This window comes from Ruegeria sp. J8, from assembly GCF_056531925.1.
On sequence record NZ_JBQFMR010000002.1, the window covers coordinates 553,917 to 567,700 of the forward strand.

At 60.8% G+C, this 13,784-nt stretch carries 12 protein-coding genes; 3 read left to right on the forward strand and 9 right to left on the reverse strand.

Features of this window, described 5'->3' with window-relative positions:
• Positions 1-41 precede the first annotated feature (41 nt).
• Positions 42-689 (reverse strand): sulfotransferase family 2 domain-containing protein, encoded by a 648-nt coding sequence (locus ACR0L1_RS06330; RefSeq protein ID WP_480857717.1) that lies wholly within the window; start codon positions 687-689, stop codon positions 42-44.
• A complete protein-coding gene (locus tag ACR0L1_RS06335; protein WP_480857719.1) occupies positions 686-1,621 on the reverse strand; it encodes a DMT family transporter in 936 nt (311 codons plus the stop codon). Before ACR0L1_RS06335 ends, ACR0L1_RS06330 begins: the two co-directional genes overlap by 4 nt.
• 155 nt (positions 1,622-1,776) lie before the next feature.
• On the opposite strand from ACR0L1_RS06335, the gene ACR0L1_RS06340 reads away from it, so the two are divergent.
• Positions 1,777-2,790 carry a hypothetical protein gene (locus tag ACR0L1_RS06340; protein ID WP_170789014.1) on the forward strand — a complete coding sequence of 338 codons (1,014 nt, stop codon included), beginning with the start codon at positions 1,777-1,779 and terminating at the stop codon, positions 2,788-2,790.
• Between the two features lie 6 nt (positions 2,791-2,796).
• Here the strand turns inward: ACR0L1_RS06340 and upp are convergent, their stop codons facing one another.
• The 7 genes from upp to ACR0L1_RS06375 all read right to left on the reverse strand — a co-directional run bounded on the left by upp (position 2,797) and on the right by ACR0L1_RS06375 (position 9,153).
• Positions 2,797-3,429, reverse strand: a complete 633-nt coding sequence (gene upp, locus ACR0L1_RS06345; RefSeq protein ID WP_170770144.1) for a uracil phosphoribosyltransferase — start codon at positions 3,427-3,429, stop codon at positions 2,797-2,799.
• Complete coding sequence (locus ACR0L1_RS06350) at positions 3,426-4,412, reverse strand: adenosine deaminase (RefSeq protein ID WP_480502691.1); 987 nt, start codon at positions 4,410-4,412, stop codon at positions 3,426-3,428. The genes upp and ACR0L1_RS06350 overlap by 4 nt, the downstream gene beginning before the upstream one ends.
• The gene (locus ACR0L1_RS06355) at positions 4,409-5,620 is read right to left on the reverse strand and encodes a phosphopentomutase (protein ID WP_480857721.1); all 1,212 of its coding nucleotides are present in this window, start codon (positions 5,618-5,620) and stop codon (positions 4,409-4,411) included. The genes ACR0L1_RS06350 and ACR0L1_RS06355 overlap by 4 nt, the downstream gene beginning before the upstream one ends.
• Positions 5,617-6,924, reverse strand: a complete 1,308-nt coding sequence (locus ACR0L1_RS06360) for a thymidine phosphorylase (protein ID WP_480857723.1) — start codon at positions 6,922-6,924, stop codon at positions 5,617-5,619. Before ACR0L1_RS06360 ends, ACR0L1_RS06355 begins: the two co-directional genes overlap by 4 nt.
• A 3-nt stretch (positions 6,925-6,927) precedes the next feature.
• The gene (locus ACR0L1_RS06365; protein WP_480857725.1) at positions 6,928-7,314 is read right to left on the reverse strand and encodes a cytidine deaminase; all 387 of its coding nucleotides are present in this window, start codon (positions 7,312-7,314) and stop codon (positions 6,928-6,930) included.
• Positions 7,315-7,403: 89 nt separating this feature from the next.
• Positions 7,404-8,495, reverse strand: a complete 1,092-nt coding sequence (locus tag ACR0L1_RS06370; RefSeq protein ID WP_480857727.1) for a cupin domain-containing protein — start codon at positions 8,493-8,495, stop codon at positions 7,404-7,406.
• A complete protein-coding gene (locus tag ACR0L1_RS06375) occupies positions 8,470-9,153 on the reverse strand; it encodes a hypothetical protein (RefSeq protein WP_170770132.1) in 684 nt (227 codons plus the stop codon). Before ACR0L1_RS06375 ends, ACR0L1_RS06370 begins: the two co-directional genes overlap by 26 nt.
• A 186-nt stretch (positions 9,154-9,339) precedes the next feature.
• On the opposite strand from ACR0L1_RS06375, the gene ACR0L1_RS06380 reads away from it, so the two are divergent.
• Both ACR0L1_RS06380 and prpE read left to right on the forward strand, forming a co-directional pair.
• Positions 9,340-11,613, forward strand: a complete 2,274-nt coding sequence (locus ACR0L1_RS06380) for an NADP-dependent malic enzyme (protein WP_480857729.1) — start codon at positions 9,340-9,342, stop codon at positions 11,611-11,613.
• 255 nt (positions 11,614-11,868) lie between these two features.
• Positions 11,869-13,758, forward strand: a complete 1,890-nt coding sequence (gene prpE / locus ACR0L1_RS06385; protein ID WP_170770129.1) for a propionate-CoA ligase PrpE — start codon at positions 11,869-11,871, stop codon at positions 13,756-13,758.
• The last annotated feature ends 26 nt before the right edge of the window (positions 13,759-13,784 follow it).

Genomic DNA, 13,784 nt, shown 5'->3' on the forward strand with positions numbered 1-13,784 from the left:
TCCCATTTGCACTTTTTCAAGATTCCAAACGGAACGTACTGCTAATCAAAGCGATACCCAAACCTGTCGACATCCTCGGCGCAAGCCTCGGCCACAGCCGCACGTGTCTTGTCGCAATAGTAACTGCGATAATCCGGCGCCCGCTCGGTCCTGTTGCTCAGGTGCAATGCCACCCGAAATCCCAAATGGTCGAATAGCGGGGCGGCGTCTCGGTCAAAATACTCCAGCCGGATGAAAGCACTGCAATGTTCGGTTCCGTCGGTCAGCGTCATATAGCGCCTTGCGGGATTGGCTGCGAAGGATCGTGCAATCTGCGGGTGCAAGACGAAATCCTGAAATGTAAGGGTTTGCGCCAAGGTGACATCCCGGTGGTCAAACTTTTGGGTTCTGAGCCAATGATAGTAGCTGACCATCCTGTCCCAAGGGTTGCGCACCAGCGTGAACGTGAACACGCCGCGCAACGCATCCGGCGTCATCAATCCGTCCAGCGCAGAAAGCGGTGCGTGTTTCGTCAAAGCGCCAACGCCTGTCAAAGCCTTCTGCCGCTTGCGCCGCCGTAGGGCCTTGGGCGTATCGCCTATAAGGATATCATCCTTCATAGCCCGCGCCTCTAACGCCAGAGACAGCGACGTTCCCCCGGTTTTGGGGATGTGGACAAACACGTATCTACGGCCATTTGAGATGATCATGCCACCGCCCGCTCGGCGGGCGCGCGACCGGCCCGCCAGCCCAGCAGCGCTCCGGCGGTCGCGATCAGACCAATCCCTCCGATCTGCATCAGCCCGATGGACTGACCAAAGGCGACCCACGCAAACAGGGGGCCGAAAATCATGACCGAGTATTCGAACACTGCAACATAGGATGGCTCGCCTACCTGATAGGCTTTGATCAGCATGAAAACCGCGATTGTTGACCCTACAGCCTGCACGATGATCCATGGCACAGCGTCTTGCATCTGCCACACCCAGCCACGCGTGACAAACCCGTCGGGCCCTGGGGGCGATATCATGGGGAAGAGGGTTAGAACCCCCACTCCGATCAATCCCGTCAACCCCAGTGTGATCACCATCGCCGCCAACAGCGCGACTGTGCTTTCACCCGCGCAATGGCTGCGCGTGATGATGGCGCTGAGGGCATAGAACAGCCCTCCGGCCACCGGCAGTAGGGTGCGGGCATCAAAATCCTGCGGATTGGGTTGCAGCACGCATAGAATCCCAGCGAACCCCAGTAGGACGGCCAGAATGCGCCATGGCCCGATCCTCTGCCCCATTGCAAGCGTCGAAATCAGCAGCACGAAAATCGGAGAGGTGAACAGACCTGCCAGCGCCTGCGCAATCGGCATCAGCGCCAGCGAGGTGAAATAGAACAGCATGGCCAGCGTGATCAGCACACTGCGTAGCATCACCGGACCCGGCCGGACGGGACGCAAGCGCCCGAATCCCAACAAGGACAAGCCGATGATCAGCGGCAGCATCAGGGTGGACCGGCTCAGGTGGAACTGCCACAGCCCGACCGTGTCGGCCAGCAGGATCACTACGTTGTCGATCACCCCGATGATCGCCATTGCGCTGACCATCAGAACCGAGGCCAGGATCGGAGAAGTTTGCGCACCAGACGACATGTTTGACCCTATTGCAGAAACCGACCGGGGCACGCCTGCGCCCGGATGCGTCGTCACATCCAGCACAATTCCCCGACATCGCGCAACAGGTTTGCGCCGCTGGATTTTTGCGTGCTAAACTGCCGCCAATCAAGAATGAGCAGACCTCACCCGTGATGACGGCCCTTAAACAGTACCAACGGATCGAAGCAACCGGTCTGTGGCGCCCATCGCCCGATGTGCAGCGGCGCGAGGTCGTGGTGTCGATTGGCGAAGCCACGATGACAATCTCGGATTTCAACGACAACGCGCTGACCCATTGGTCGCTGGCTGCGTTGGAGCGGCAGAACCCCGGCGCGTATCCAGCTATATACAACCCCGATGGCGACCCGGACGAAACGCTGGAGCTGGCCGAAACCGAGACCACCATGATCGAGGCAATCGACCGCCTGCAACGGGCCATTGACCGCAGCCGTCCGCATCCGGGGCGATTGCGCTGGCTCAGCGTCGCCGGTGTTGCCGCCGCCGTCGTGGCCCTTTTGGTGTTCTGGGTGCCCGCCGCCGTGCAAAACCACGTGGTCTCGGTGGTGCCCGAGATCAAACGCCACGATATCGGCGACGCAATTCTTGAACGGATCGAGCGCGTGTCAGGCCGCGCCTGCGCCTCGGTCGACGCACAGGACGCGCTGAAACAGTTGGCCACACGTACCGGTGTGCGTGAAGTGGTTATCCTGCCTGCGGGCGTGCAAACGAGCCTCAGCCTGCCGGGCGGCATTATCCTGCTAAACCGCGCGTTGGTCGAAGATCACGAGGACCCTTCGGTCGCCGCCGGCTATATCGTCGCCGAACGCGCCCGGTCACAGGCACAGGACCCGCTGGACGATCTGCTGAACCGCACAGGTGCTGCAACCGCCTTTCGCCTGCTGACAACCGGAGAGCTGACACCGGGCATCGTCGATGCCTATACCGAAGAGGTTCTGTCTGAACCCCGCCCGTCCCTACCTGATGACGCGTTGCTGGAGATGTTCGCGCAGACCGCCTTGCCCTCGACCCCGTTTGCCTATGCCATGGATGTGACCGGCGAAACCGTCCTGGGGTTGATCGAGGCTGATCCCATGGCCGGACGTCCTCAGCAGCAGGTTCTGCCGGACCGCGATTGGGTCCGGCTACAGAATATTTGCGGCGGCTAGACCAGCTTACTTGGTGCCAAACATCCGGTCGCCCGCATCGCCCAGCCCCGGCATGATATAGCCCTTGGAATTCAGCTCGCGATCCAGCGAGGCCGTGACGATATGCACATCCGGGTGCGCCTCTTTCATGCGTGCGACCCCTTCGGGCGCGGCCAACAAGCAAAGGAAGCGAATATCAGTGGCGCCAGCCTCCTTCAGCAGATCTATCGCCGCGGCTGAACTGTTGCCGGTGGCCAGCATCGGATCAACGGCAATGACCAGACGGTCCTTCAACCCTTCGGGCGCTTTGAAGTAATACTGCACGGGCTTGAGCGTTTCCTCATCGCGGTAGAGGCCGACAAAACCCACACGGGCCGAAGGGATCAGCTCCAGCACCCCGTCCAGCATGCCGTTGCCTGCGCGCAGGATCGACACCAGCGCCAGTTTCTTGCCCGCTAGGATAGGGGCGTCCATTTCCTCCATCGGGGTTTCAATGTGACGGGTGGTCAACGGCATTTCGCGCGTGATCTCATAAGCCAGCAGCAGCGTGATCTCACGCAGCAACTGCCGAAATTCGGCGGTCGAAGTGCCCTTGTCCCGCATGAGCGTCAGTTTGTGCTGCACCAGCGGATGGTCAACGACGGTCAGGTGTTCGCTCATGTTCTCTCCAGTCTTGTCTTGACCCGTTCACGGGTCTTGTCATCGCAAAAGGCGGCCGCAAGGGCGTTTTCATTCAGGGCCGCGAAATCCTCGGCCTGCCAGCCGAAGGCTTGCGCCAGCATCTCATATTCCCGCCGCATTGTAGTGTGGAAAAACGGAGGGTCATCGGTGGAAACCGTGACTTTGACACCGGCATCCCGCAGTTTTGCAATCGGATGGGCCGCGAATTCGGGGAAAAGCCCCAGTACCACATTTGAGCCGGGGCAGACTTCAAACGTGATGTCGCGGTCGATGATCTCGCGGATCAGGTCAGGGTCTTCGATGGCGCGTACGCCATGGCCCACACGCTCCACGCCCAGATCGCGAATGGCATCGCGTACGCTTTCGGGGCCGCCGAACTCTCCGGCATGTGTCGTCAATCGCAAACCCGCCTCGCGCGCGCAATCGAAGGCCCATGCGTAGTCGCCCTGAGCGCCCACGGATTCATTGCCACCCATACCAAACCCAGTGATCCACTCGCCCGCCGTTTCCGCCGCGCAATAGGCGCTGAGTTTAGCCTTTTCAGGACCGAAATGGCGCACGCAGGTCACGACGCCGCGCAAGGTGATGTCGTATTTTCGTTCCGCCTCATCCGCCGCGTCCTGAATGGCGGTCAGGTAGTCACGCCAAGCGTGCAGGTCTCCGCCGCCGCAGAAATCGGGGCTGAGGAAGGTTTCCGAATAGACCACTCCGTTCGCCGCGCTTTCTTCGAGGATGGCCAGTGTCAGGCGGCGGAAATCCTCGGGCGATTTCAGCACTTCGCAGGCGGCCTCATACACGCTGAGGAAATGCGCGAAGTCGCGGAAATCATAACTACCGTCGGGCTTGAAAATCCCGCTCAGGTCGATGCGCTTTTCATGGGCCAACTGCCGGATAAAGGCGGGCGGGGCCGCGCCTTCGTGGTGCAGGTGCAATTCGATTTTGGGAAGGTCTGCAACGCTCATAGGAAACTCCGCCCCGGCCCATGTGCCGGGATGTTCAGGTGATGTGCGATGCTGGCCGCAATGTCGGCGAAATTGACCGCGCCGATCTGACCCGCGCCTCGCCCGGCGATCAGCACCGGAACCTGTTCCCGAGTATGGTCGTTGCCGATCCAGCTGGGGTCATTGCCGTGGTCGGCGGTCAGCAGCATCAGGTCGCCGGGGCGCAGGTGGGCGATGATTGCGCCGATCTCACGGTCGAACCATTCCAGCGCGCGCGCATAGCCGCTGATGTCGCGGCGGTGGCCGTAGAGGCTGTCGAACTCCACGAAATTGGCGAAGGTCAGGCTGCCCTCTTCCGCCTCGTCGACCAGATCGGAGAGGTGGCGCATTAGGTCCGCATCCGAGCCTTTGCGCAGCGTGTCGATCCCCTGCATCGAGAAGATATCGCCGATCTTGCCCACCGCATGCACGCGCCGCCCGGCATCCTGCGCCCAGTTGGTCAGAACCGGCGCAGGTGGCAGGATTGCGAAATCCTTGCGGTTGGTGGTGCGCGTAAAGCCTTGTTCTGGCGTGCCCACGAATGGCCGCGCGATGACCCGGCCCACTTTCATCTCGTGCAAGCGCGGGGCCAGAGTTCGGCACATTTCCAACAAGCGGTCGAGGCCGAAATGTTCCTCATGCGCCGCTATCTGGAACACGCTGTCGGCGGATGTGTAGCAAATCGGCCAGCCGGTGCGCAGATGTTCGGCGCCCAGATCGGCGATGATCGCCGTGCCAGAGGCGTGGCAATTGCCCAGTATGCCATCGGTTCCCGCAGCCTGCGCCGCAGCGCGGCTTAGATCGGCGGGGAAAGACGGGCGCGTGTCCGGAAAATAGTGCCAATCCCATGGCACCGGCAGCCCCGCCAGTTCCCAATGGCCCGAGGGCGTGTCCTTGCCCGGCGAATGTTCCCGCGCGCAGCCCCATAGGCCGGTCGGTTCCGCCCGCAGCCCCGGCGTACCCGCGCCCGAGGCCAAACGGGTCGCCGCCCCTAACCCCAACGCATCCAGATTGGGCAGGTGCAGCGGACCCGAGCGGTCATCCTCGGCCTGCCCCTCGGCACAGGCCTGTGCGATATGGGCCAGCGTGTTGGCCCCGGTATCGGGCACCGTGCCGTTGAAAAACTGATCCGCATCCGGCGCGCCGCCGATGCCGACCGAGTCCATCACGACCAGAAACGCGCGGGTCATGCGGTGATCCTTTCATGCACGATCCCCGGCAGCGCGGGGCTGGCCGGCCCGAGACTGATCGCTTGCAGGACGGCCTGCGCCGCCTGTTGCGCCGCGTCTTCGCGGGCGGCGTGGATCACGGCCAACGGCGCACCCTTGTCCAGCTTGTCACCCAGCCGCACGATGTCCGAGATGCCAACGGCAGGGTCAATCAGGTCGCTCTCAACTTGCCGCCCACCGCCCAGCGCGACAACGGCCAGACCCAGCGCCTCACCGTCCATCGCGGTCACATAGCCCGCACTTGGCGCAGGGACTTCAAGGATCACGCTGGCCTCGGGCAAGTACCGCGACCAGTTGTCGACGAAATGCAGTGGCGCGCCGACGGCGGCCATCATGCGCCCGAACCTTTCGGCCGCGCGGCCAGAGCGGATAATTTCGGCCAGTTTCTCGCGCCCCTCATCCAAGGTTGCGCACATCCCGGCATCCACCAGCAGCACGCCGCCCAACTCGACCGAGATTTCGGCCAAGGGCGAATTGTGCCCGTTGGTCATGGCCTTCATGACCTCGCAGATCTCTAACGCGTTGCCCAGCGCCGGAGCCAGAGGTTGGTTCATATCCGTGATCACCGCCGAGGTGCGGCATCCCGCAGCATTCGCGGTCTGGGTTAGGGCCTGTGCCAGATTGCGTGCATCTTCGTGGGTTTTCATAAACGCGCCGCTGCCCACCTTGACATCCAGCACCAGAGCATCAGGGCTGGCGGCCAGCTTCTTGGACAGGATCGACGCGGTGATCAGGTCCAGGCTTTCCACAGTCGCCGTCACATCGCGGATTGCATATAGCCGCTTGTCCGCAGGGGCGATCTGCCCCGTTGCGCCAACGATGGCGGCACCCGTTTCGCGCAAGATCTGCGCCAGACGATCTTCGCTGATCTGAGTGGTCACGCCCGGAATCGACTCGAGCTTGTCCAGCGTCCCACCGGTATGGCCCAACCCACGACCCGAGATCATCGGGACATAGGCCCCCATCTCAGCCAGTGCAGGCGCAAGCACCAGACTGACACTATCCCCCACCCCTCCGGTCGAGTGTTTGTCGATCACCGGGCCATCCACGTCCCATGTCAGAACGTCGCCGCTATCGCGCATCGCAACCGTCAGGTCAGCACGGCCCTGCGCGCCCAGACCGCCCATACACACGGCCATCGCAAAAGCCCCAGCCTGCGCATCACTGACACCGCCATCGGCCAGACCTTGCGCGAACCAGCGCAGTTCCTCGGCCGTGGGCACCTGACCGCGGCGCAGCTTGGCGTTGATCGAACGGGCGTCCATGGCTCACTCCATATGCGAGGCGCCAAAGGCCCCCGGCAGCAGATCGCCGATGGTGGTTTCCATCTCAGACCCTTCGACCGAGGCCAGCGTCACCTTGACCTCGCGCTTGCCGAACTCGGCCAGTTTCTGACGGCACCCCCCGCAGGGCGGCACGGGCTGAGGCGATGAGGCAACCACATAAACCTCGGTCAGTTCCTGCTCACCTGCGGCGACCATGGCGGCAATCGCCCCTGCTTCAGCGCAGGTGCCTTCGGGATAGGCCACGTTTTCGACATTGCATCCGGAATAAATCCCGCCCGAGGCAGATCGGACCGCCGCCCCGACCTTGAAGTTCGAATAGGGTGCATAGGCGTTTTCGCGGACTAAGAGGGCTGCGTCTTTCAGGCTCATGGCGATTCCCCGTTTTTTGATCATCCGGTCAGAAAAATACTGTTCTAGTGAAACGGCGCGCCAAGGTGAAGCCCCGCGCGCCGCAATTCTTATCCCAGCCGCGTATTGAACGTACCGGGCAGTGTGATCTCAAGCAGCTCCACATCATCCGACGGGTCCGACAGGCGCGTCCGCATCCCCGGAGGGATCACAAAAGCGTCGCCCTGTTCCAGCGGGTACGGCTCACGCCCTTCACCCTCTAATGTGACCGCACCGTTCATGACAAAGGTGAAATGGATATCGGTGTCATGGGCGGCCCATCGCGGATCACCCTGCCCTTTGCGCACCACCTGCACCCCGGCCACGCCCTTGGTGTTTTCGGCAATGGTTGTGTCGCGGCAGATATAGCCCGGCAGACGGAACGGCACCCAATCCGCGCCCTCGGCCTGATTGAAGACGAACTTCTGCCCCTGCCATTCACGATCGGGGCGGTGGTGCGGGGTGGGCAGGTCCATATCGTGATCAATCTCGGTGACGTGCTCGGCAGGCACGCCGATCTCGATCACCTGCACATTGTCCGATGCCTCAAGCACGCGGTGACGGATTTCGGGTGGCTGGATAAAGCAATCACCCGCCGTCAGGCGCATCTTTTCGCCTTGATCCTCATAGACCACATCCACCCAGCCGTGGATGCAGAAGATCAGTTGGAACCCGACCTTGTGGAAATGCACCATATCCGGCACCGGGCCGCCATCCGGAATGCGGATATGGCTGGCAATGATGGACCCGCCCAGCCGGTCGGGCACCAGATCGCGGTAATGCATCCCGGCACGGCCAATGATCCACGGTGCCTGATCCTTGAGCCTGCGCACCACGAAGGAATGGACGGTGTCGGGCATGACCATGGGCGGATTCAGCTCATCAATCTCGACCTTTGTGCCGTTCGGGGCCACTAGGCTGCGCTGCCCGTCGGCAAAGCTATCGGGGTCATCGGTCAGGATGCGCAACGTGCCGGGGCTTTCCGACGCGTCCTTTTCAATCCGCAGCCGCAGCCCGTGGCCGGAAAACACCGCCACCCGAGGGTCATCGGCGGGATAAATCATATCCATCCGCATCCCCAGCACATTGGTATAAAACGGGATATCGTCGCGCAGCTCCTGCGTGGGCAGGCGAATCTCAGCTTTGGTCTGGTTGTTGGTCATTCACTGTCTCTTCGGTCTTGGCTTTCGGCCATCCGATCAGAACAGCGGCCAGAATGCCAATCGAAAAGAACATCTCAAGCGTTTCTTCGAGCACAAACAGGCGCAGCATCATGGTTTGCGAAATATCCGAACCCATCATCCCGGACACCTCTTCGAGCAGTTGCGCGACCACCGCCGACATGCCCGCCAGGAAAAACACCAGCAAAAAAGGCGCGCGGGCTTTGAACGCGCGCCAGCCAGACGGAATTCCATGCCAGACCAGCCCGCCAAGCACGATTGCAACCAGCACCAAACGCACAAGGGTCATGTCCAGCGCTGTATCCAACCCGCTGAGGATCGTATGCTGCCAAGTGCCAATGGCGTAGATATCTGCCTCAAGCTCGCGCTCGGCCAGCAGAAGACAGACAACGCCAATATACAAACGCGACACGCCACGATAGCGATAAAGCGCAATCACCCCAGCCATCATCAGCGCGAATGCCGATCCGGTTTCGATCAGCCCGCCTTCTTGGTTGAAGGCCGAAGCCTGAACAGGCCAGATCGAAATCACGACCAGAATCCAGGCCATCACAGCCAGCACCGCCCGCAGCCCCACGGATTGCACACCGAACGATCCGTGCAGGACCAAGCCGGGGTTGCGTTCGTCTTTCAAGCTCATATCAGACCTTCATCACTGCGCGTATTCATTGGTGTTTACGAACGCGGCAGACCGTAAATGTTTCGTGGCAGAATTCAACCAGCACCCCCATGAGGTCGGAAACCCGCAATGAAATGACGCAACGTAGCCAAGCCTCGGAAAATGGTTTAACGATCAACCAAATCTTGGAACGGAGTTGATTTGTCGATGTCGGACACACCCAGCCTGCGGCAGGCCGCGCTTGATTACCACGCCCATCCCAAACCTGGAAAGCTTGAGATCAAGGCCACAAAGCCCATGGCGAATGGCCGCGATCTGGCCCGCGCCTATTCGCCCGGCGTGGCCGAAGCCAGCCTGGAAATCAAGGCCGACCCGCACAATGCCGAGCTTTACACCGCGCGCGGCAATCTTGTTGCAGTGGTCTCGAATGGCACTGCTGTTCTGGGGCTGGGCAATATCGGTGCGCTGGCCTCGAAGCCAGTGATGGAGGGCAAGGCCGTTCTGTTCAAGAAATTCGCCGGTATCGACTGTTTCGATATCGAGGTCGACCAGCCCGACCCCGAGAAGCTGGCTGATATCGTCTGCGCGCTGGAACCGACCTTTGGCGCGATCAACCTTGAAGATATCAAGGCCCCCGACTGTTTCATCGTCGAGAAAATCTGCCGCGAGCGGATGAACATCCCCGTTTTTCACGACGACCAGCACGGCACAGCCATTGTCGTGGGCGCTGCGGCCAAGAACGCGTTGCACGTTGCCGGCAAATCGTTCGAAGATATCAAAGTCGTCTCGACCGGCGGCGGGGCGGCCGGGATTGCCTGTCTGTCCATGTTGGTCAAACTGGGTGTCAAGCGCGAGAATATCTGGCTGTGCGATATTCACGGGCTGGTCTACGAGGGCCGCGCCGAGGATATGAATCCGCACAAGGATCAGTTTGCGCAGAAATCCGACCTGCGTACATTGGATGATGTGATCGGCGACGCGGACCTGTTTCTGGGCCTCAGCGGGCCGAATGTGCTCAAGCCCGAAATGGTCGCGAAGATGTCTAGCCGCCCGATCATCTTCGCGTTGGCCAACCCGACGCCGGAAATCCTGCCCGACGCCGCGCGCGAAGTGGCCCCGGATGCAATCATCGCCACAGGCCGCAGTGACTTTCCAAATCAGGTCAACAACGTCCTGTGCTTTCCTTTCATCTTCCGGGGCGCGCTGGATGTAGGTGCAACCGAGATCAACGACGAGATGCAAATCGCTTGCGTGGACGGCATCGCCGAGATGGCGCGCGCTACTACCAGTGCCGAGGCCGCAGCCGCCTATAAAGGGGAACAGTTGACCTTTGGGCCGGACTATCTGATCCCCAAACCCTTTGATCCGCGCCTTGTGGGGGTTGTGTCCTCGTCCGTGGCCAAGGCCGCAATGGACAGCGGCGTTGCCAAGCGTCCCATCGAAGATATCGAGGCGTACAAGGAACAACTGAACCAGACCGTTTTCAAATCCGCCCTAATCATGCGCCCGGTTTTCGAGGCCGCCGCAGCCGCTTCCCGCAAGATCGTCTTTGCCGAGGGTGAAGACGAACGGGTGTTGCGGGCTGCTCAGGCTATTCTGGAAGAAACCACCGAGACCCCCATTCTGATCGGTCGACCAGACGTGATCGGGGCCCGCTGTGAAAGGTTGGGTTTGACGGTGCGGCCAGGTGCGGATTTTCAGATCGTGAACCCGGAAAACGATCCGCGATACTACGACTATTGGACGTCCTACCACCAGCTCATGCAGCGCCGCGGCGTCACGCCTGATCTGGCCAAGGCCATCATGCGGACAAACAACACCGCAATTGCCGCCATCGCGGTGCAACGGGGCGACGCCGACAGTATGATCTGCGGCACCTTCGGCGAATATCGCTGGCACCTGAACTATGTGGAACAAGTGTTGGCGGACGGCGACCTGCGCCCGCATGGTGCTCTTTCGTTGATGATCTTGGAAGACGGGCCGTTGTTTATCGCCGACACTCATGTGCGGCAACTGCCCTCGCCCGAGGAACTCGCCGAAAGCACCATTGGGGCCGCCCGTCACGTGCGCCGCTTTGGGCTAGAGCCCAAGATCGCATTCTGCTCGCAATCGCAGTTTGGCAACCAGTCCGAAGGGTCCGGCAAACGCCTGCGGGCCGCGCTGGATATTCTGGATTCCGAGCCGCGTGACTTTACCTATGAGGGCGAGATGAACTTGGATCTGGCACTGGACCCCGAACTGCGCGGGCGGATCTTCCCCAATTCGCGCCTGAAAGGTTCGGCCAATGTGCTGATTTTTGCTCATGCGGACGCAGCCAGCGGTGTGCGGAATATTCTGAAGATGAAGGCCGACGGGCTGGAGGTCGGGCCGATCCTGATGGGGATGGGCAACAAAGCGCATATCGTGACGCCCTCGATCACCGCGCGGGGGCTTTTGAACATGGCCGCCATCGCCGGAACGCCGGTCACGCACTACGGATAATCTGCGGCCGGACGTCTAAAACGGCGTCCGGCCGATTCCCTATCTGTTTGCACGCCTGAATTTGCAGATTTGCAAATTTACCCATCAATCGCCAAATAACCCTCACGCAGTCGTGCATTTGCAAAAATTTGCAAGTCAGTTCGGCGAATTCTGCAAACTTTTTGCGATAAAGTGACGCTCCGTCACGCCGCTTGCTTGTCCTGTGGCCGCCCTGCCCCTTACACACATGCCAAGGAATTGACGGAGGAGAACACCGTGGCATATCAGGACGTTTACGAAGGCTGGAAATCCGACCCCGAGGGCTTCTGGATGGAGGCCGCAAAGGGCATCGACTGGGTAAGCCCCCCGACCAAGGCACTGTTCGATGACAACGCGCCGCTATACGAGTGGTTCTCGGACGCCCGCGTAAACACCTGCTGGAACGCTGTCGACCGCCATGTCGAAAACGGACGGGGCGAGCAGACTGCAATCATCTATGACAGCCCGATCACGCATACCAAGCGCGAGATTTCCTATGTCGAGCTGCGCAACCGCGTAGCCAATTTGGCAGGTGCACTTCGGGCCAAGGGTGTCGAAAAGGGCGACCGGGTTATCATCTATATGCCAATGATCCCCGAGGCGCTTGAGGCGATGCTGGCCTGTGCGCGTCTGGGCGCGGTGCATTCGGTGGTATTCGGTGGCTTTGCCAGCAACGAACTGGCCGTGCGGATCGACGACGCCAAACCCAAAGCGATCATCGCCGCCTCTTGCGGGATGGAGCCGGGCCGCGTGGTTCACTACAAACCCCTGCTGGACGGCGCGATTGATCTGGCAGAGCACAAACCCGATTTCTGCGTTATTTTCCAACGCGAACAGGAAGTCGCCCAGCTGGTCGAAGGGCGCGACTTTAACTGGCACGGCTTCCAGTACGGCGTCGAACCGGCTGAATGTGTCCCGGTCGATGGTAATGATCCTGCCTATATCCTTTACACCTCGGGCACGACCGGTTCACCCAAAGGTGTCGTGCGCCCCACGGCAGGCCATCTGGTCGCGTTGAACTGGACGATGAAGAATATCTACAATGTCGACCCTGGTGACGTGTTTTGGGCGGCATCCGACGTGGGATGGGTCGTTGGGCACTCCTACATCTGTTACGCGCCCCTGATCCATGGCAACACCACCATCGTGTTCGAAGGCAAACCCGTGGGTACCCCGGATGCGGGGACCTTCTGGCGCGTGATTTCCGAACACAAAGTCAAAAGCTTTTTCACTGCCCCGACGGCGATCCGCGCGGTCAAACGCGAGGATCCGCAAGGTGAGTTGATCGCCAATTACGACCTGTCCCATTTGGGCGCGCTTTACCTGGCTGGAGAACGGGCAGACCCGGACACGATCGTCTGGGCGCAGGACGCGTTGAAAGTGCCGGTGATCGACCATTGGTGGCAGACTGAAACCGGCTGGACCATCGCTGGCAACCCGCTGGGGATCGAGGAACTGCCGACCAAGTTGGGCTCGCCAGCGAAGCCAATGCCGGGCTATGACGTGCAGATCCTGGACGAAGGCGGCCATCCGATGAAACCCGGCGAGTTGGGCGCGATTGCGGTGAAGTTGCCCCTGCCCCCCGGTACGTTGCCGACGTTGTGGAATGCGGAAGAGCGATTCAAAAGCTCGTACCTCAATCATTTCCCCGGTTACTATGAGACCGGCGATGCAGGCATGATTGATGAGGACGGATATCTGTACATCATGGCGCGCACGGATGATGTGATCAACGTTGCGGGCCACCGCCTGTCCACGGGGGGCATGGAGGAGGTTCTGGCCGCCCATCCCGACGTTGCCGAATGCGCTGTGATCGGAGTAACCGACCAGTTGAAGGGCCAGATGCCGGTTGGTTTCCTGTGCCTGAACGCAGGCTGCGACCGCGATCATGCTGAGGTCGTGCAGGATGTGGTCAAGCTGGTGCGCGAAAAGATCGGTCCGGTTGCGGCGTTCAAACAGGCTGTTGTGGTGGACCGCCTACCCAAGACGCGTTCAGGCAAGATCCTGCGGGGGACCATGGTGTCGATTGCCGATGGTGCAGACTACAAAATGCCTGCTACCATCGACGATCCCGCCATTCTGGACGAGATCACGGACGCGCTGAAGACCATCGGCTACGCACAATAACAACGGGAAACTCAAGGGTGCGCCTG